This window comes from Phytoamicus setariae (genome assembly GCF_016722925.1).
Classification (GTDB): domain Bacteria; phylum Pseudomonadota; class Alphaproteobacteria; order Rhizobiales; family Rhizobiaceae; genus Rhizobium_E; species Rhizobium_E setariae.
On record NZ_JAEQNC010000014.1, the window covers coordinates 69006 to 86750 of the forward strand.

Here is a 17745-nt window from a genome sequence, read left to right on the forward strand (position 1 = left end):
CGATCGAATGGAAAATCTTCTCAGCGTCCAAAATCTTACAAAGCGATTTGGCCCCGTCATCGCCAATGACGGTGTCAACCTGGAGGTACGAAAGGGCGAAATTCACTGTCTTTTCGGGGAAAACGGGGCTGGAAAGTCGACCCTGTCGTCCTGTCTATACGGCTATTATCGTGCCGACAGCGGCGTGATCCGTTTCAAGGGCGAAGTTGCGGAGCTGAATTCGCCAGCCGACGCGCTTCGCCTGGGGATCGGCATGGTGCACCAGCATTTCGTGCTGGTAGCCAATTTCACTGTCCTCGAGAACATCATCGTCGGCAGTGCCGATGCTGGCATGTTTCTGACGAAGTCCAAAGCTCGCCAGAAGATTGGCGAGCTTTGCGACGCCTGCGGAATCAAGATCGATCTCGATCGTGAAATCTGGCAACTTTCGGTTGGTGAGCAGCAGTGGGTCGAAATCCTCAAGGCGCTTTACTTCGGTGCCGAACTGCTCATCCTTGATGAGCCGACGGCGGTCCTCACACCGCAACAATCAGACCAGTTGTTCCGCATCCTCGATGGTATGCGCCGCCGTGGCCTGTCGATCATTCTGATCAGCCACAAGCTGCGCGAGGTCATGCAATCAGATCGGGTGACGATCCTGCGCAAGGGCAAGGCCATCGCCACGGTGGAAACGTCGCAGACCACCGCGGAAGCAATCACCTCGCTGATGGTTGGCCACAAGGTCAGCAAGCATGTGAAGGACAGGTCTGTCCAGCCGAGCGGCGAGGTTCTCGCCGTTGATCGCGCCTGCGCGACCGGCGATTGGGGCGAAGATCTTCTCAAAGATGTGAGCTTCAACATCGGGCGCCATGAAATTCTGGGACTCGCCGGCGTTGCTGGCAACGGCCAGAAGGAATTGTTCGAAGCTTTGATGGGGGTTCGTACCCTGAGCTCCGGCACGTTTTCGCTCGAAGGGGAGGTGATTGCCAAACCGACAGCGCGGGAGATGCTGGACAGAGGTGTGGGTTTCGTGCCGGATGACCGGTTCCTTGAAGGGTTGATACCGGAATTCGGCACCGCCGAAAACCTGATCCTCGGATGGCAGCGCGCGCGGGACTACTGTCGCGGTCCGTTTCTCGATCGGCGCAAGATGGAAGACCTGGCGCGCCGGAAAATCGAGGAGTTCAAGGTGGTCACCGCATCGCCCGAGTTGCCGGTAGAGCGGCTTTCGGGCGGAAACGCCCAACGCGTCATTCTGGCGCGCGAGTTCCTGCATTCCAGAGGTCTGTTGCTTGCCAACCAGCCCACACGCGGGCTCGACGTCGCGGCGTCGGAATTCGTCTATGAAAAGATCCTCGAGAAACGTTCAGCCGGTTTTGCGGTGCTGCTTGCATCCGAAGAGCTGGACGATCTCTTGCGCCTGTGTGACCGCATCGCCGTTATCTTCAAGGGACGGATCATGGGCATTGTGCGGCCTGAGGAAACTACGCTCCTCGAGCTTGGAATGATGATGGCGGGTGACGCCAAAGACCTGCAACGGACAGTTCAATGATTTCGATTCAAAGACGCTCGGGCAACAGTCCGGGATGGAACGCTGCCTGCTATTCGGCAGCACTGCTGGGTGCCCTCCTGTCTTCCGCATTGTTGCTTGCCTTGTCGGGCGGCGATCCGGCGAAGGCGTTCTCGGCGCTTCTGGTTGGCGCCTTCGGAAGTCAGAATGCCCTGCTTGGTTCGCTTTCGAAGGCGACACCGCTGCTTCTGGTCGGCCTTGGAACGGTCATCGCCTTTCGTGCGAAGATCTGGAATATCGGTCAGGAAGGCCAGGTGTTTGCCGGGGCGATGATGGCCTATTGGGCAAGCCTCATGGTTGGGGGCCTGCCTTACTGGATGGCGCTTGGTGTCATTGCACTGGCCGGATTATTGGGCGGTGCCGCCCTCGGTATGCTCGCCGGTTACCTGAAGACCCGGTTCGCCACCAGCGAGGTCATCTCGACGGTCATGCTGAACTACATCGTTATCTTCTTTCTCGCCTACCTCCTGGACGGTGGGCCGTGGATGGAAACCGGCGTTACCGTCGCCTACCACCAATCGCCGCCCGTCAATCCGGCGCTGGAGTGGCCTGTCCTGTTCGGTCAGGGCGCTGGCAAGCTGCATATCGGCTTTCTATTCGCACTAGCCGCTTCGGTTTTCTGCGCCGTCCTGATCGAGCGGACGTCGCTTGGCTATGAAATCCGGGCCTTCGGCTCGAACCCGACGGCGCTGCGTTTTCGTGGCACCAACATTCGCCGGCTGTTGCTGGTGGTGATGTTGATGTCCGGCGCGCTTGCCGGGCTTGCAGGGGCGGGGGATCTGTTCGGCACATCCCATCGTTTGCGTGCCGAGACGTTGTTGGGCATCGGCAGCTCCGGCATTGTAGTTGCCATGGTCGGCGGCCTGCGCCCGACCGGCGTCATGCTCGCGGCCCTGTTTTTCGGGGCGCTCAAGGCCGGCGCCATCTACATGCGGCTGCAAAGCGGAACCCCGGCTGGACTAGTGTCTGCCATGGAAGGGCTGGTTCTGCTGTTCTTCCTGTGCGCCGCGGTGGCTACCAAATTCAAGATTGTAAGGAACCACGTACATGCTTGAACTCCTGCAAGGCCCTATGCTCGTCAGTATTCTGGCTGCCATGGTCCGAATTGCAACTCCGTTGCTATTTTCTGCGATGGGGGAACTCGTGACACAGCGAGCCGGCATCTGGAACATTTCCGTCGAAGGCACCATGCTGCTCGGCGCAGTGGTGGCCTATGTGGTCGCCTCGACGACCGGTTCGCCATGGCTTGCGCTGCTGGTCGCCATTCTTGCCTGCGCGCTGATCAGCCTGATCATGTCGTTTGTGACCATTGTTCTCAAAGCCGAGCAGTTCGTTGCCGGCCTGGCATTGAACCTTCTCGCATCCGGCCTCACCCTGTTTTGGTTCCAGAACTACGTAATTGGCCGCGAGCCGCCGAAATTCGCCGGCTTCGAACAGGTCGATATCCCCTATCTCTCCGACATCCCGGTTCTGGGACCGGTGCTGTTTTCCCAGCGTCTGCTGACCTATGTCAGCTTTCTCCTGCCGGTGCTGGTGTGGTTTTTTCTCTATCGGACCAGGTACGGTTTGGAAATCAGATGTGTCGGCGAAAACCCCAAGGCGCTTGACGTCAAAGGCCTTGGCGTCGGTCGCCGCCAGTGTCTGGCAATCATGTTCGGCAGCCTGATGTCCGGCTTCGGTGGTGCCTTCCTCATGCTCGGTTATTCCGACCGGTTCGTGCCGGACCTGATTGCCGGCCGTGGATGGCTGGTGGTTGTTGCGATCATCGCCGGCAACTGGATGCCGTTCCGGATCGTGGGGGCGATCTTCATTTTCGCCCTGCTCGAGGCGGTGGGCATCCATGCGCAGGTTGTCGGTGTTGCCATACCCCATCATTTCTTTCTAGTCCTGCCCTACGTCGCCTCGCTGATATTGCTTGCCGGCCTGCGTTCGCGCACGCATCAACCCGTGGGGCTTGGTGTGCCCTACAGTCGCGAATGATGCGATGTGAATTGCCGGCATGTCATGCCGGTTCCTTCCGAACCGGCCGTGCGAGCATGCATGGCCGGTTTTGACGTTTGTGCGCTTTTCCTAAAGCTTTGATATTGCAGTATCTGATCGCTTTGCGTCAGAGCGAGGACTGATGGTGCTCGTTGAGCGACCTCCACCGGATCGTTGAATTTCAACCTTAACTGCGGGCATCCGCGAGGCAATGATAGACATTCTACTCTGAACTCGGGTGTGGGACGGTAGCTTGAGACTGAAGCACGCCTGCTGCCTGGAGCCGATTACACATGTCGGCCGTTGTGACGGAGAGAACTCCATGATGGTACAACCTTGTAACGACCGCATTCTGCTCAATGACTGGCATGTCGTGGCTGATTGCTCAATGCTGGTTCCGGACGTGCCCTTTTCAACCCGGCTGATGGGGGTCGATCTCACCATCACGCGCAATGGCTGCGAAAGGGTCAGGATAGTACGCACCGATACGGGTGACGAGGTGTGTGCCGAGAAGCGATATGGTTTTACCTGGGCATGTCTTGGCAAGCCCGAGCGGGATCCACATTACGTCAGGGAGTCGGATGAGAGCGACCGTCATCTGGTCAGCGGCGGCTCCATCGCGGTCAAGGTGTCGGGGCTTCGCCTGGTCGAGAACTTCCTTGATATGGGGCACTTCCCGTTCGTCCATACCGGCTGGCTGGGCGAGGAGCCGCATACCGAGGTGTTGCCCTACAATGTCTCGGTCACCGAGGAAGACGAAATTCTCGCAACCGAATGCAGGTTCTATCAACCGATAGCGTCGCCGACTGCCACCGAAGGCATGCTGGTGGACTACACCTACAAGGTTATCCGGCCCTATACGGTCGCGCTCTACAAAAGCAACCCGGTCGATCCGGCGCGCAAGGATGTTATCGTGCTCTTCGTCCAGCCGGTCGACGAGGACAATTGCGTCGCGCATTCCTACCTCTGCTACCTGAAGGATGGCATGGACGCGGCAACGGTGCGCAGCTTCATGCAGCTGATCTTCGCGCAGGACAAGCCGATCCTCGAAAATCAAGTTCCCGGACGCCTGCCGCTCAACCCGCGCGCCGAAACGCCGATCCGCGCCGATGTCGTTTCTGTTCACTATCGCCGCTGGTTGCGCGAGCGGGGTGTCACTTACGGCGCGATCCCGTTGCACGCCTGATCGGGACCCGGCGTCAAACGCCCGAATTGAAGGATGAAAAAGATGAAACAGCAAAAGACGTGTTCGGACCCTGTCGTGCTGAACCTCTGGCACCCCCTGGGTGCGGTGGATGAAGTGCCTGTTGGTATCGTGGTCGATACTGTTCTGCTGGAAGTGCGGGTCAGCTTTTCGGTTGACGCCGATGGCGCGGTTTTCGTCTGGCGCAGCTGTGCCGGTCTGCGATCGGGCGACCGGTTCGTCCCGTCGGCTATCGATGCCGCCCTGCCTGCCAAAAGCGCCTATGGCTATGTGTGGACGTCGCTTGGTATCCCGACGGACGACATTTTCCCGATCCCTGAATATGCCGAAGCCGATCGGCGCAAGCTCAATGCCGCCACTTTCGGCGTCAATGTCTCCGCACCCCGCGCCATCGAGAACTTCCTCGACATGGGGCACTTTCCCTATGTGCACACCGATATCCTCGGCGTCGAACCGCACACCGAGGTGAAGGAATACGACGTCGAGATTTCCGTCGACCGCGACGAAATTATCGCAACCCGATGCCGCTTCTATCAGCCTATGGCCTCGATCGCGTCGGGCGGCGGTGCGGATGTGGACTATGTCTATCGTGTGCCGCATCCCTATTGCGCGGTGCTCTACAAATCGAGCCCGCTCGACGAGACGCGGATGGATGTCATCGCCGTGTTCCTGCAGCCGCTCGATGAGGAGCGCATTCGTGCGCATATGATGCTGTGCGTGCTGGACGACACGAATGCGGACAAGATCATAAAGCGCTTCCAGCAGACGATTTTCGGTCAGGACAAGCCCATTCTGGAGAACCAATTCCCGAAGCGGCTGCCGCTCGACCCACGGGCGGAAACGCCGATCCGCGCCGACAAATCCGCCATCGCCTACCGTCGTTGGCTCAGCCAGAAGGGACTGACCTACGGGGTCATTCCGGCTGCGAATTGAGCGACGACCATTGCCGAACCTTGATAGTGAATTGGAGAAACAGATGCAGAATGACACTCGGAGCGAATGGCATCCGATTGCCGCGACGACCGATCTACCGCTGCGCCACGTGTTCCATGGCCAGCTTTTCGGCAGGGAATTCGCCGTCTGGCGTGCCGACGACGGTTTCGTCAATATCTGGGAGAACCGCTGTCTACATCGCGGCGTCCGGTTGTCGATCGGGATCAACGACGGGCGCGAGCTGAAGTGCCAGTATCACGGTTGGCGCTACTCGAACCGCACTGCCGGCTGCACCTACATCCCTGCCCATCCCGCCGATGCGCCAGCCCGCACGATCACCAACCGCACATTCCCGGCCGTCGAACGCTACGGGCTGGTATGGTCGTCAGAGCAAGCCGTCGGCGAAAGTCCCGTTGTTGGCGGCCTTGACGAGGCAAATGTGCTTGCCTTGCGTGCCATTCCGGTCAATGCGCCCGCCGCGCGGGTCGTCGAGGCGCTTCGCTCCTATCGCTTCCAGCCAAGCGCACGGATTGATGGAGCGGATGCCGAGGTTTCGGTGGAAACCGCGTCGGCAACAGCAGTTGCACTGCGAGCCCGCGCTGATGGCGCCGAAACGTTCGGAGTATTCTTCGTCCAGCCGGTCGATTCCAACCGTTCTGTGATCCGCGGCGTTTTGGATGGGCAGATGGAGGGCGCGCAGCGTGCCGCCGTTCTGCGCCACCACAACGAACATCTGTCGGCACTGCGTGTTGCTGTCGAACGCAAGGCCTCGTCGATGCCGGCACCGGCACCGATCGAACCGGTCTTCGAACCGGTCTCGGAAGAGCTTGCGTCCATGCCTGAGCTGACGGCCCATGGCCGCAAGGCGGGCATTCGGGTCCAGGTCGCCAGGAAATGGCCGGCGGCCGATGGCATCATGGGTTTTGAACTCCGGCCGCTCAAAGGCCTGCTGCCGACCTTCCAGCCCGGCGCCCATATCGACGTGCACATGCCGAACGGCGATATCAGGCAATATTCGATCATCAACGGCCCCGGCGAGACGGATTCCTTCACCATCGGGGTCAAGCTCGAGCGGGATTCGAAGGGCGGCTCCATATGCATGCACGAAATCGTGCGCGAGGGCGACGTTCTGGCGATTTCGGAGCCGCGCAACAATTTCCCGCTGCGCCGCGATGCGCTGAACACCATCTTCGTTGCCGGCGGCATCGGTATCACGCCGCTGCTGGCAATGGCCCAGGCGCTCAAGAACCAGAATTTGACACATGAGTTGCACTACTTTGCTCAGAACGAAGGCCAACTCGCCTTCCCGGAGCGGATGAAATATCTCGGTGAGACCGTCAAGCCGCATCTCGGCCTGTCGCCGGACACCACTGTCGAGCAACTGCGCACGCTGTTGACGCCTTATCGCCGCGACACGCATCTCTATGTCTGCGGCCCGGGCCCGATGCTGGAAGCCACGCGTGCTGTGGCAGCTGAAGCCGGCTGGCCCGAGGAAGCCGTGCATTTCGAATACTTCAAGAATACCAAACCCATCGACGACAGTTCGAGCTTCGAAGTGGCGCTGGCGCGCTCTTGCCTGACGCTCAAGGTGCCGGCGGGGAAGACTATTCTCGAGGTTATGCGCGAGGCCGGGATCGATATGCCGTCCTCCTGCGAGCAGGGGGCATGCGGCACCTGCCTGGCAACTGTCATCGAGGGCGAGCCCGATCACCAGGACGTCTTTCTGAGCGCGTCGGAGCGGGCGTCTGGAACCAAGATCATGACTTGCGTTTCCCGCAGCAAATCGGCCCGCCTCGTGCTCGATATCTAAGGAAGAAATGATGATTACCCTTTACGATTACGAATTGTCGGGCAATTGCTACAAGCTCCGCCTGCTGATGGGCTTTCTCGGTATCGATCCCAAGATTGTGCCCGTCGATTTCTATCCCGGCCGCGAGCACAAGTCGGATTGGTTCCTGAAGCTCAACCCGCTCGGCCAGTTGCCGGTGCTTGAGGACGACGGCCTGCTGCTGCGCGACGCTCAGGCAATCCTGGTCTATCTCGCAGCCAAATATGACAAATCCAACAGCTGGTATCCGCTGGGCAATCCGGCTCTGCTCGGCGAGATCAGCCAGTGGCTGGCCTTTGCTGATGGCATCACCGGCACCGCATCCGCCGCACGCCTACATGATGCGCTGTTTTATGATTTCGATATCGAGGCGGCGCGTGCGGGTGCGCACCGGCTGTTTCGCATCCTCGACGAGCATCTATGGTTCGGCGAGCAGGAGGGACGCGACTGGATCTGTTCGGCCCGGCAGCCGACCTTGGCGGATATCGCCTGCTTCCCTTACGTCATGCTGTCGGAGGAAGGGGGCATTCCGCGCCAGGACTATCCGGCGATCCGGCGCTGGTGCGATCGTTTCAAACGCATCAGCGGTTTTACCGTCATGTCCGGTGTCTTTCCCGCTGGTCCCGCCCAGGCCGCATGAACAAGCAAAGGCCAGGCGCCTCGCCAGGCAATCTCGATTTGAATTTGGAGAAGAAAAATGGACGTACGCGCCGCCGTCGCCGTTCAGGCTGGCAAACCGCTTGAGATCATGACCGTACAGCTCGAAGGTCCACGGGCCGGCGAAGTGCTGATCGAGGTCAAGGCCACCGGCATCTGCCATACCGACGACTTCACCCTTTCGGGTGCCGATCCGGAAGGCTTGTTTCCTGCCATTCTCGGCCATGAAGGCGCCGGTATCGTTGTCGATGTCGGTCCCGGCGTGACCTCAGTCAAGAAGGGCGATCACGTCATTCCGCTCTATACGCCGGAATGCCGCGAGTGCTATTCCTGCACATCCCGCAAAACCAATCTCTGCACCTCGATCCGCGCCACACAGGGCCAGGGCCTGATGCCCGATGGCACCTCGCGGTTTTCGATCGGCAAGGACAAGATCCACCACTATATGGGCTGCTCGACCTTCGCCCAGTATACGGTGCTGCCTGAAATCGCGGTTGCCAAGGTGCGTGAAGACGCGCCGTTCGACAAGATCTGCTATATCGGCTGCGGCGTCACCACAGGCATCGGCGCGGTCATCAACACCGCCAAGGTCGAGATCGGCGCAACCGCCATCGTCTTCGGTCTGGGTGGCATTGGTCTGAACGTGTTGCAGGGGCTTAGGCTCGCAGGTGCCGACATGATCATCGGCGTCGATATCAACAACGACCGCAAGGAATGGGGCGAGCGCTTCGGCATGACCCACTTCGTCAATCCCAAGGAAGTTGGCGAGGACATCGTTGCCCATCTGGTCAACATGACCAAGCGTGGTGCCGACCAGATCGGCGGCGCGGACTACACCTTCGACTGCACCGGCAACACCAAGGTGATGCGCCAGGCACTCGAATCGTCGCACCGCGGCTGGGGCAAGTCTGTCGTCATCGGCGTCGCCGGCGCCGGCCAGGAAATCTCGACGCGTCCGTTCCAACTGGTCACCGGCCGCAGCTGGATGGGCACCGCCTTCGGCGGCGCACGCGGCCGCACCGATGTGCCGAAGATCGTCGACTGGTACATGGACGGCAAGATCCAGATCGATCCGATGATCACCCACACCATGCCGCTCGAAGACATCAACAAGGGTTTCGAGCTGATGCATTCCGGCGAAAGCATCCGCGGCGTGGTGGTGTTTTAGTCGAGCATTTGCCTTTGATCCTGCTGGGGCGTGATCATGCCCGGGACACATCTGATCGGCCGGACCGCTGCTTGCGGTTCGGCCGTTTCACTTTGAAGACCATGCCATAGTGCCGCAACGAACGAGGCCGGCCATGTTCGGGCCGGCCTCTATTTTCGGAAACCCCTGATAAGCGTCACTTGATCAGGTAGGGCTTTTCGTAAAAATGCTCCTCGAGGTTGAGGCCTTCGCCGCCGCGATCAACCACGGCGAAGTCGGAGGTGGCGTCGAGAGGGGTGAGAATTCCGTGCCAGATATTGCGGCCGATATTGACGCCTTGACCGGGAGCGGTCCTGAAGGCGATCGGTTCGCCGGGGCCTTGATCAGTCTCTTCGGCCACGACCACCAGAAACGGATTACTGCTCAGTGGAATAAACGCCTGGCTGCCGAACGGGTGCCGCTCGACCATCGTCAGTTCCAGCGGTAAAGCGTAATGCTCGGCGCGCAGCAGGCTGATCATCGGGCGTGCTTTTTCGCCCGTTGCCTCGATCCTGGCGAGGTCGTGATAACGCATGCATTTTCCCGCATTGATGGAGAAGCTTGCTGCGCCTTCGGTTTCGAGGACCTCGCCGAAGGGGGCGAATGCTTCGCGGGTCAGCGGCCGGATGGGAATCGTCTTCATGGGGTGTTTCCTTCATCAATGGGGCAGGTTCGTCTTCATGCATTCGCAACAGGGGGAGCCCGTTTGAAGCGAGATTGATCGTGTTGCGTACAAAATCCGGCAGGGCGTCCGTAACGGGGCATCTCCTCACCATGGCAACATCTCGGACAGGCGCAAAAGCGCGATCCTCTCCACCTGCCGGCAGGCGGCGTTGAACTCGGTCTCGCGGTCGTTGCCGACGCGGCTTTCGAAGGAGGTCAGGATATCGCCCTTGCTCAATCCCCGGACCGCGATGATGAAGGGAAACCCGAAAATTTCGACGTAGCGGCTGTTGAGCGCGTCAAAGCGTGCCCGTTCGGCATCGGTCAGGGCATCGAGACCGGCCGAGGCCTGTTCGCTGGTCGAGCTTTCGGTCAGGCGTCTGGCCTGCGCGAGCTTGCCGGCAAGGTCGGGGTGGGCTTTGAGTACGCCGAGACGCTCGGTTTCGTCGGCGCTGCGAAAAACTGCCGTCAACGCTGCGTGCAAGCCGATTGCGGTGTCGTTGGCGGGCCCGAGTTCATCGGCGAACGCGCGTCGGGCAATCCAGTCCGAGTGTTCGAACACGCCACCGAAGCGGCAGACGAAAGCCTCTTCGGTGAGCCGTGACGGGCGATCCTTGCCCGCCTGAAAGGGATGGGTTTGAGCCCAATGGCTGGCGATGTCGATCCGGCGTGCAAGCCAGACCCTGTCGTGGCTCTTGACGTAGTCGATGAACCGGCCAAGCGCGGCAATGCGCCCCGGCCGTCCGGCAAGCCGGCAATGCAAGCCGATATTCATCATTTTCGGTGCCCCGGCGCGCCCTTCGGCATAGAGCACGTCGAACGTATCCTTGAGGTAGCTGAAAAACTGGTCGCCACTGTTGAAACCCTGCGCGGTGGCGAAGCGCATGTCGTTGGTGTCAAGCGTGTAGGGAATGACGAGCTGGTGCTTGCCGTTGTGTTCGTGCCAGTAGGGCAGGTCGTCGGCATAGCTGTCGGAAACATAGGCAAAGCCGCCGTCCTCGGTGATGAGATCGACAGTGTTTTCCGAACAGCGGCCGGTATACCAGCCGAGTGGGCGCTCGCCGGTGACGATTTCGTGCAGCTGGATTGCTTCTGTGATCTGCCGGCGCTCTTCGTCTGGGTCCATGTCCTTGTGCTCGACCCATTTCAATCCGTGCGAGGCGAGTTCCCAGCCGGCCGCCTGCATGGCCGCGACCTGCGCCGGCGAGCGCTTCAGCGCCGTTGCCACGCCATAGACCGTCGCCGGTGCAGCGTTTTCCGTCAGCAACCGGTGCAACCGCCAGAAGCCGGCACGCGCACCATAGTCGTAGATCGATTCCATGTTCCAATGGCGCTTGCCGGGCCAGGGCTGCGCGCCGACGATCTCGGACAGAAAAGCCTCCGAGGCGGCATCGCCATGCAAAACGCAGTTTTCGCCACCCTCTTCGTAGTTGACGACGAATTGCACGGCGATATGCGCCCCACCGGGCCAGACGGCATCCGGCGGGGTTGCGCCATAGCCGTGCAGATCTCGGGGATATCTCATGCGGCCGCTCCTCCCTAAGCTTGCGATTGGCCGATTCCTACCCAGAAAACGTGTCCACCATTCCCCTCGAAATATTTGAAAGTCTCGAACGATCAGCCCGCTACTCAAGGGAAGTCGGCTCAAGGATAGTGGATGGATGAATGCAGTCCCGGGGAGGTGAAACCATGCAAACGCAAGCGGCAAATGGCGGTCGGCTGACGACCCATGTGCTCGACGTCGCGCGCGGCAAACCGGCAGAGAACCTGCATATCGAACTTTTCCGCATCCAGGGCGGACTGGCCGAACCGCTGGATTCGGCCAAGACCAACGACGACGGCCGCTGCGATGCACCGCTGCTCAGCGGCGAGCGGATGAAGCCAGGTGTCTACGAGCTCAGGTTTCATGCTGGAAATTACCTCGGCCGCACCACCGGTGGCGTGCCGTTCCTCGACGTCATCCCCATTCGCTTCGGCATCGCCGACGCGACGGCGCATTATCACGTGCCGCTGCTGCTTTCGCCCTACAGCTATTCGACCTATCGCGGGAGCTGAACCATGGCTGCTGACACTCGCAACATCATCCGCTTCCTGCTCAACCACCGGCTTGTCGAGCTGTCCGCCGTCTCGCCGGTTCAGACGCTTCTCGATTTCCTGCGCATCGACCGCAATCTGCGCGGAACCAAAGAAGGTTGCGCCGAGGGGGATTGCGGCGCCTGCACGGTGCTGGTTGGCCGCTTGCTGGACGGGCGGCTGAAATACGAATCGGTGAATGCCTGTATCCGGTTCGTCGGCTCGCTCGATGGCTGCCACGTCGTGACAGTGGATTCGCTCGCCGCCGCCAATGGCCCGCTGCATCCGGTGCAGCAGGCCATGGTCGAGACGCACGGTTCGCAATGCGGCTTTTGCACTCCGGGCTTCGTCATGTCGCTCTATGGGCTCTGGATGGAAAACCCCAAGCCATCGGTCAATGAGATCGAGAAGGCGCTTCAGGGCAATCTCTGTCGCTGCACCGGCTATGCCGCCATCGTCCGCGCCGCCCAGGCGGTTTCGGTCATCGGCGACCTCGATCAAGACCCCCTGGTGCGCGAGCGAGCAGAAATCAGCCGGCGGCTGGCCGCACTGAAGGACGGCAGGCGCGTGGTGATTGGCGAAGGCGCCGAACGCATTATCCTGCCGGCGTCCGTCGATGATCTCGCCACGGTGTTTGAGGCCGAACCCAAGGCGCGGATCGTCGCCGGCTCGACCGATGTCGGCCTGTGGGTGACGAAGTTCATGCGCGACATTGCGCCGGTCATCCATCTCGCCCATCTCGACGCGTTGCGCGGCATCGCGCTGGACGAAACCGGCGTCACGCTCGGTGCAGGCGTCAGCTACACCGAGGCCTATCCGGTCATATCAAAACATTTTCCGCAAATGCGCGAGCTTTGGGACCGCATCGGCGGCCAGCAGGTGCGCAATATGGGCACGATCGGCGGTAATATCGCCAATGGCTCGCCGATCGGCGACACGCCACCCCCCCTGATCGCGCTTGGCGCTTCTGTCGTCTTGCGCAAAGGCGGTGTGCGCAGGACCGTGCCACTCGAACACTACTTCATCGAGTATGGCAGGCAGGATCGGCAGCCCGGCGAGTTCGTCGAGGCCGTGCGCATTCCCTTTCTTGATAAGGCAACCTGCTTCGCCGTCTACAAGATCACCAAGCGGCGGGATGAGGATATTTCCGCGGTCTGCGGGGCTTTCCGCGTCGCGTTCGACGGGCAAGGCATGGTCGCCAGTGCGGTCATCGCATTCGGCGGCATGGCCGGCACGCCCAAGCGTGCTGCAAATGTCGAAGCCATACTGGCCGGCGGCGCCTGGAACGATGCGACGATCGAGGCAGCGGCGGCGGCATTGGGCGAGGATTATTCGCCGCTCACCGACTGGCGGGCCTCGGCAGACTATCGGCTTCTGGTGGCAAAAAACCTTTTGCGCCGCTTCTATCTGGAAACGCAGGATGAAAAGCTTGTGCGGCTGGATCACAAGACGACGCTGACGGTGTGAGGAGATGACACAATGAACCTGATGCAGCCCATCGATCGCATCCGCGGCGGCGTGCATGAAAATGAACGCCACGAATCCGGCCACAAGCATGTGACGGGCACTGCCGAATATATCGACGACATTCCGGAGCCGGCCGGTACGCTGCATGCCTATCTGGGCCTGTCGCAACGTGCCCATGCTGATATCCTGTCGGTGAACTTCGACGCGGTTCGAGCGTCCCCCGATGTTATTGGCGTCCTGACCGCGGACGACATTCCCGGCGAAAACGATGTCAGCCCGGCGCATAAACATGATGATCCGGTCTTCGCCCGCAACAGGGTCGAGTTTCATGGTCAGCCGATTTTCGCCGTCATCGCCACCACCCGCGATGCTGCCCGGCGCGCGGCAGCGAAGGTAAGGATCGAATACCAGGATCTTCCGCATGTGACCGATGTCCTCGAGGCGGCGGCGGCCAGTTATCCGCTGGTTATCGATCCGCTGAAGCTGCAGCGCGGCGATATCGCCGCCGGTTTCGCCAGGGCGAAGCACATCATCGAAGGCGAGATGCGCATCGGCGGGCAGGATCATTTCTATCTCGAAGGCCAGATCTCCTTTGCCATTCCCGGGGAAGATGACGAGATCACGATCTACTCTTCGACCCAGCATCCGAGCGAGACGCAGCATATGGTCGGCCAGGTGCTGGGCGTTCCGTCCAATGCCGTGACGATCAATGTGCGGCGGATGGGCGGGGCTTTCGGCGGCAAGGAAACGCAGGCAAACCTGTTTGCCGCTGTCGCTGCGGTCGCTGCCAGGAAATATCGCTGCGCGGTCAAGATCCGCCCCGACCGTGACGACGACATGACCGCGACCGGCAAACGCCATGATTTCCATGTCGGCTACAAGGTTGGCTTCGACACCGATGGAAGGATCGAGGCGGTGGATGCGGTGTTTTCGGCGCGTTGCGGGTTTTCGGCCGACCTCTCCGGTCCCGTTACCGACCGGGCGCTGTTTCACGCCGACAACTGCTATTTCTATCCGCATGTCCGGCTGCGGTCGCGGCCGCTCAAGACCAACACGGTTTCCAACACGGCGTTCCGTGGTTTTGGCGGTCCGCAGGGCATGGTCGGCGGCGAGCGGATGATCGAGGATATCGCCTATACCCTGGGCAAGGATCCACTCGAAATCCGCAAGCTCAATTTCTACGGCGGCGAGGGGCGCAATCTGACGCCCTACCACCAGACCGTCGAGGACAACATCATCGGGCGCATCATCGCGGAGCTGGAAACCTCCTGCGATTATGCCGCGCGACGCAAGGAAATTCTCGCCTTCAACGGCAAGAGCCGGATCATCAAGCGCGGCATAGCGCTGACGCCGGTGAAATTCGGGATCTCCTTCACCAAGACGGAATACAATCAGGCCGGCGCGCTGGTGCATGCCTATGCGGATGGTTCGATCCATCTGAACCATGGCGGCACCGAAATGGGGCAGGGGCTCTATACCAAGGTGGCGCAGGTGGTTGCAGACGAGTTCCAGGTCGATCTCGACAGGATCAAGGTGACGGCGACGACCACGGGCAAGGTGCCGAACACCTCGGCGACCGCTGCTTCCTCCGGCTCGGACCTCAACGGCATGGCGGCGGCCAATGCTGTCCAGCAGATCAAGGCGCGGCTGGTGGCTTTCGCCGCCGAGCGTTACGGTGTCAGCGAGGCGGATATCGCCTTTGAGCCGAACACCGTTCGCGTCGGCACTCAGCGTTTTAGCTTCGCCGATTTCATCAAGATTGCTTATGGCGCGCGGATACAGCTTTCGGCGGCGGGCTTCTACAAGACGCCGAAGATCCACTGGAACCGCGCCGAGGGTTGGGGCAGGCCTTTCTTCTACTATGCCTATGGCGCGTCCTGCTCCGAAGTCAGCGTCGATACATTGACAGGCGAATACCGGGTCGAACGCGCCGATATCCTGCACGATGTCGGCCGGTCGCTCAATCCGGTGCTCGACATCGGCCAGATCGAAGGTGCGTTTGTGCAGGGCATGGGATGGCTGACGACGGAAGAACTCTGGTGGGATGCCAAGGGCAAGCTCAGGACCCATGCGCCATCGACCTACAAGATCCCGCTTGCCTCCGACCGGCCGCGCATATTCAACGTCAACCTAGCCGAATGGTCGGTTAATCCGGAGGAAACGATCCGCCGGTCCAAGGCGGTCGGCGAGCCTCCCTTCATGCTGCCGATTTCGGTGCTCGAGGCGATATCGATGGCGGCGGCGAGCGTTGCGGACTATCTGATGCCGCCACGCATCGATGCGCCGGCGACGCCGGAGCGGGTGCTGATGGCGGTCGAACGGCTGCGGGCTGCGGCCAGGGGGTAAATTCGATGGCGGGGCTGCGAGAGGATATCAGGAGCTTCCTGCGCCGAAACCAGCAATGCATGCTGGTCGAGGTGACGGATGCTGCCGGTTCCACCCCGCGCGACACCGATGCCTGGATGCTGGTGGCAGCAGATGGTATCTTCGGTACGATCGGGGGTGGCCAGCTCGAATATATGGCCATCGATCAGGCTCGACGCGCGCTCAGGCAAGCGCGACCGGCTGACGCGATGAGCGTCCCGCTGGGACCTGAAATCGGCCAATGTTGCGGCGGTCGCGTCGGTCTGTCATTTGTCGCAATGAACCCCGAACTGGCGACACGTCTCATCGTGCGCAGCGACAGGGAATTGGCCGCGCGTCCGCATGTCTATGTGTTCGGCGCGGGTCATGTCGGCAATGCGCTTGCCATGGCCCTGTCGCTGGTCCCTCTGCGGATCATCCTCGTGGACACGCGGGAAGAAGAACTTTCGACCTCAAACGTTCCTGGCATCGAAACCTGTCTGACGGCGATGCCGGAAGCAGTGGTGCGTACCGCACCGAAGGGCAGTTCCTTCGTCATCCTCACCCATGACCACGCGCTCGATTTTCTGATCGCGGCGGAAGCACTGGGCCGGATGGATGCCGCATATGTCGGCATGATCGGCTCGAGAACCAAGCGTGCGACGTTCAGGAACTGGCTTTCGCGTGAGGTCGGCAATCCCGAGCGTTTCGACCGGCTGACCTGTCCGATTGGCGGCGCTGAAGTGAAGGACAAGCGCCCGGCAGTGATCGCCGTTTTGGCGGCTGCCGAAATCACGGCAGCAGCGCTGGGCTACAAACCATCGCGGGTTGATGGCGTCCGCAGCCGAAGTTTGAAGGAAATGAGAACGAGCTAGGGTTATTCCAGCATCTTGCCGATCATCCGCTGGCAGCGCTCGGCCATGAAGTCGATCATCAAGCGGACTTTGGGATCCTGAAAGCGCTTGTGCGGATAGATGGCCGCAAGCTGCACGCTTGTCGGCGGCGTATCCTCCAATATTTCCACCAGCGTGCCGTCGTTCAGATAGCTCTTCACTTCGAAAAGTGGCTTGTTGATGATGCCGCGTCCCTCGAGCGCCCATTGGGTCAGTACGTCGCCATCGTCGGAATCATAGGGGCCGCCGATCTCGAACTTGCGGGTTCCCTCCGGCGTCTGCAGGTTCCAGTAATATTCCTTGGAACCGGGATAGCGCAACAGCAGACAATCGTGCTTGTCGTCGATCAACGCATCGGGCGTTTGTGGAATACCGCGCTTCTCTAGATAGGCGGGGCCTGCGCAGACGACCCGCTGGCAGTTCAGGATACCGCGCATGCGCAGGTTGGAATCCTCCAGAACGCCGAGCTTGAAGGCTACATCGACGCCTTCGCTGAGAATATCGACATTGTGGTCGGAGAGGCGTAGGCGCACCTCGATATCGGGATACCTGTCGTGAAATTCCGGGATGCCCGACGCGACCAGCCGCCGTCCGATGCCGAGCGGCGCGGTGATCCGCAGCGATCCCTTGGGATTGTGCGAGAGATCGGCGATGGCGCTTTCGGCCTCGTCCACCGCCTCGATGATCTTGACAGCACCCTGATAGAAGACATGCCCATGCTCGGTGGGCGAAAGCTTGCGCGTGGTGCGGTTGAACAGGCGTACCCCGAGATGCCGCTCCAGCTCCTTGATGCGATTGCTGGCAACGGCAGGTGTGACCCGCTGGTCGCGGCCGGCCGAGGAAAGTGTGCCGAGTTCGACGACCCGGACGAAGACGCGCACATTATCGAGATAGGACATGAAATTCTCTTACCACACCGCAAAGCGAACCACAGCTGGATCGATCTTATAGATTTTTTTGAAAGTGTTG

At 60.6% G+C, this 17745-nt stretch carries 15 protein-coding genes; 12 read left to right on the plus strand and 3 right to left on the minus strand.

Annotated elements, in window-relative coordinates:
• Window positions 1–7 precede the first annotated feature (7 nt).
• From JJB09_RS21400 to JJB09_RS21435, 8 genes are all read left to right on the plus strand, one after another.
• Window positions 8–1531, plus strand: a complete 1524-nt coding sequence (locus JJB09_RS21400; protein ID WP_201663119.1) for an ABC transporter ATP-binding protein — start codon at window positions 8–10, stop codon at window positions 1529–1531.
• Entirely contained in the window at window positions 1528–2604 is a 1077-nt protein-coding gene (locus tag JJB09_RS21405) for an ABC transporter permease (RefSeq protein ID WP_201663120.1), read from the plus strand. Before JJB09_RS21400 ends, JJB09_RS21405 begins: the two co-directional genes overlap by 4 nt.
• On the plus strand, window positions 2597–3529 hold the full coding sequence (locus JJB09_RS21410) for an ABC transporter permease (protein ID WP_201663121.1): 933 nt from the start codon (window positions 2597–2599) through the stop codon (window positions 3527–3529). Before JJB09_RS21405 ends, JJB09_RS21410 begins: the two co-directional genes overlap by 8 nt.
• A 325-nt stretch (window positions 3530–3854) precedes the next feature.
• The gene (locus JJB09_RS21415) at window positions 3855–4715 is read left to right on the plus strand and encodes an aromatic ring-hydroxylating oxygenase subunit alpha (RefSeq protein WP_201663197.1); all 861 of its coding nucleotides are present in this window, start codon (window positions 3855–3857) and stop codon (window positions 4713–4715) included.
• A gap of 42 nt (window positions 4716–4757) precedes the next feature.
• Entirely contained in the window at window positions 4758–5666 is a 909-nt protein-coding gene (locus JJB09_RS21420; RefSeq protein WP_201663122.1) for an aromatic ring-hydroxylating oxygenase subunit alpha, read from the plus strand.
• Between the two features lie 43 nt (window positions 5667–5709).
• On the plus strand, window positions 5710–7476 hold the full coding sequence (locus JJB09_RS21425) for a Rieske 2Fe-2S domain-containing protein (protein ID WP_201663123.1): 1767 nt from the start codon (window positions 5710–5712) through the stop codon (window positions 7474–7476).
• A gap of 10 nt (window positions 7477–7486) precedes the next feature.
• Window positions 7487–8134: a glutathione S-transferase family protein gene (locus tag JJB09_RS21430; RefSeq protein ID WP_201663124.1), complete on the plus strand. Its 648-nt coding sequence runs from the start codon at window positions 7487–7489 to the stop codon at window positions 8132–8134.
• Between the two features lie 57 nt (window positions 8135–8191).
• Entirely contained in the window at window positions 8192–9319 is a 1128-nt protein-coding gene (locus tag JJB09_RS21435; RefSeq protein ID WP_201663125.1) for an S-(hydroxymethyl)glutathione dehydrogenase/class III alcohol dehydrogenase, read from the plus strand.
• Between the two features lie 175 nt (window positions 9320–9494).
• Here the strand turns inward: JJB09_RS21435 and JJB09_RS21440 are convergent, their stop codons facing one another.
• Window positions 9495–9980, minus strand: a complete 486-nt coding sequence (locus JJB09_RS21440) for an ureidoglycolate lyase (RefSeq protein WP_201663126.1) — start codon at window positions 9978–9980, stop codon at window positions 9495–9497.
• A gap of 126 nt (window positions 9981–10106) precedes the next feature.
• Window positions 10107–11525, minus strand: coding sequence for an allantoinase PuuE (gene puuE, locus JJB09_RS21445; protein WP_201663127.1), 1419 nt, complete (start codon window positions 11523–11525; stop codon window positions 10107–10109).
• Between the two features lie 164 nt (window positions 11526–11689).
• Here puuE and uraH point away from each other — a divergent pair, with 164 nt between their 5' ends.
• From uraH to xdhC, 4 genes are read left to right on the plus strand one after another with little or no spacing between them, the layout of a single operon-like run.
• Window positions 11690–12055, plus strand: a complete 366-nt coding sequence (uraH, locus tag JJB09_RS21450; RefSeq protein WP_201663128.1) for a hydroxyisourate hydrolase — start codon at window positions 11690–11692, stop codon at window positions 12053–12055.
• Window positions 12056–12058: 3 nt separating this feature from the next.
• Window positions 12059–13540 carry a xanthine dehydrogenase small subunit gene (gene xdhA, locus JJB09_RS21455; RefSeq protein ID WP_201663129.1) on the plus strand — a complete coding sequence of 494 codons (1482 nt, stop codon included), beginning with the start codon at window positions 12059–12061 and terminating at the stop codon, window positions 13538–13540.
• Between the two features lie 12 nt (window positions 13541–13552).
• Entirely contained in the window at window positions 13553–15886 is a 2334-nt protein-coding gene (gene xdhB / locus JJB09_RS21460; RefSeq protein ID WP_201663130.1) for a xanthine dehydrogenase molybdopterin binding subunit, read from the plus strand.
• A gap of 5 nt (window positions 15887–15891) precedes the next feature.
• The gene (xdhC, locus tag JJB09_RS21465; RefSeq protein WP_201663131.1) at window positions 15892–16758 is read left to right on the plus strand and encodes a xanthine dehydrogenase accessory protein XdhC; all 867 of its coding nucleotides are present in this window, start codon (window positions 15892–15894) and stop codon (window positions 16756–16758) included.
• A 2-nt stretch (window positions 16759–16760) separates the two neighbouring features.
• Here xdhC and JJB09_RS21470 read toward each other — a convergent pair whose 3' ends face one another.
• A complete protein-coding gene (locus JJB09_RS21470) occupies window positions 16761–17675 on the minus strand; it encodes a LysR family transcriptional regulator (RefSeq protein WP_201663132.1) in 915 nt (304 codons plus the stop codon).
• Window positions 17676–17745: the final 70 nt, after the last annotated feature.

Excerpts from the sequence above, each read along its gene's own strand:
- JJB09_RS21400 (WP_201663119.1), top strand. The coding sequence starts at position 8 with ATGGAAAATCTTCTCAGCGTCCAAAATCTTACAAAGCGATTTGGCCCC.
- JJB09_RS21405 (WP_201663120.1), top strand. The coding sequence starts at position 1,528 with ATGATTTCGATTCAAAGACGCTCGGGCAACAGTCCGGGATGGAACGCT.
- JJB09_RS21410 (WP_201663121.1), top strand. The coding sequence starts at position 2,597 with ATGCTTGAACTCCTGCAAGGCCCTATGCTCGTCAGTATTCTGGCTGCC.
- JJB09_RS21415 (WP_201663197.1), top strand. The coding sequence starts at position 3,855 with ATGGTACAACCTTGTAACGACCGCATTCTGCTCAATGACTGGCATGTC.
- JJB09_RS21420 (WP_201663122.1), top strand. The coding sequence starts at position 4,758 with ATGAAACAGCAAAAGACGTGTTCGGACCCTGTCGTGCTGAACCTCTGG.
- JJB09_RS21425 (WP_201663123.1), top strand. The coding sequence starts at position 5,710 with ATGCAGAATGACACTCGGAGCGAATGGCATCCGATTGCCGCGACGACC.
- JJB09_RS21430 (WP_201663124.1), top strand. The coding sequence starts at position 7,487 with ATGATTACCCTTTACGATTACGAATTGTCGGGCAATTGCTACAAGCTC.
- JJB09_RS21435 (WP_201663125.1), top strand. The coding sequence starts at position 8,192 with ATGGACGTACGCGCCGCCGTCGCCGTTCAGGCTGGCAAACCGCTTGAG.
- JJB09_RS21440 (WP_201663126.1), bottom strand. The coding sequence starts at position 9,980 with ATGAAGACGATTCCCATCCGGCCGCTGACCCGCGAAGCATTCGCCCCC.
- puuE (WP_201663127.1), bottom strand. The coding sequence starts at position 11,525 with ATGAGATATCCCCGAGATCTGCACGGCTATGGCGCAACCCCGCCGGAT.
- uraH (WP_201663128.1), top strand. The coding sequence starts at position 11,690 with ATGCAAACGCAAGCGGCAAATGGCGGTCGGCTGACGACCCATGTGCTC.
- xdhA (WP_201663129.1), top strand. The coding sequence starts at position 12,059 with ATGGCTGCTGACACTCGCAACATCATCCGCTTCCTGCTCAACCACCGG.
- xdhB (WP_201663130.1), top strand. The coding sequence starts at position 13,553 with ATGAACCTGATGCAGCCCATCGATCGCATCCGCGGCGGCGTGCATGAA.
- xdhC (WP_201663131.1), top strand. The coding sequence starts at position 15,892 with ATGGCGGGGCTGCGAGAGGATATCAGGAGCTTCCTGCGCCGAAACCAG.
- JJB09_RS21470 (WP_201663132.1), bottom strand. The coding sequence starts at position 17,675 with ATGTCCTATCTCGATAATGTGCGCGTCTTCGTCCGGGTCGTCGAACTC.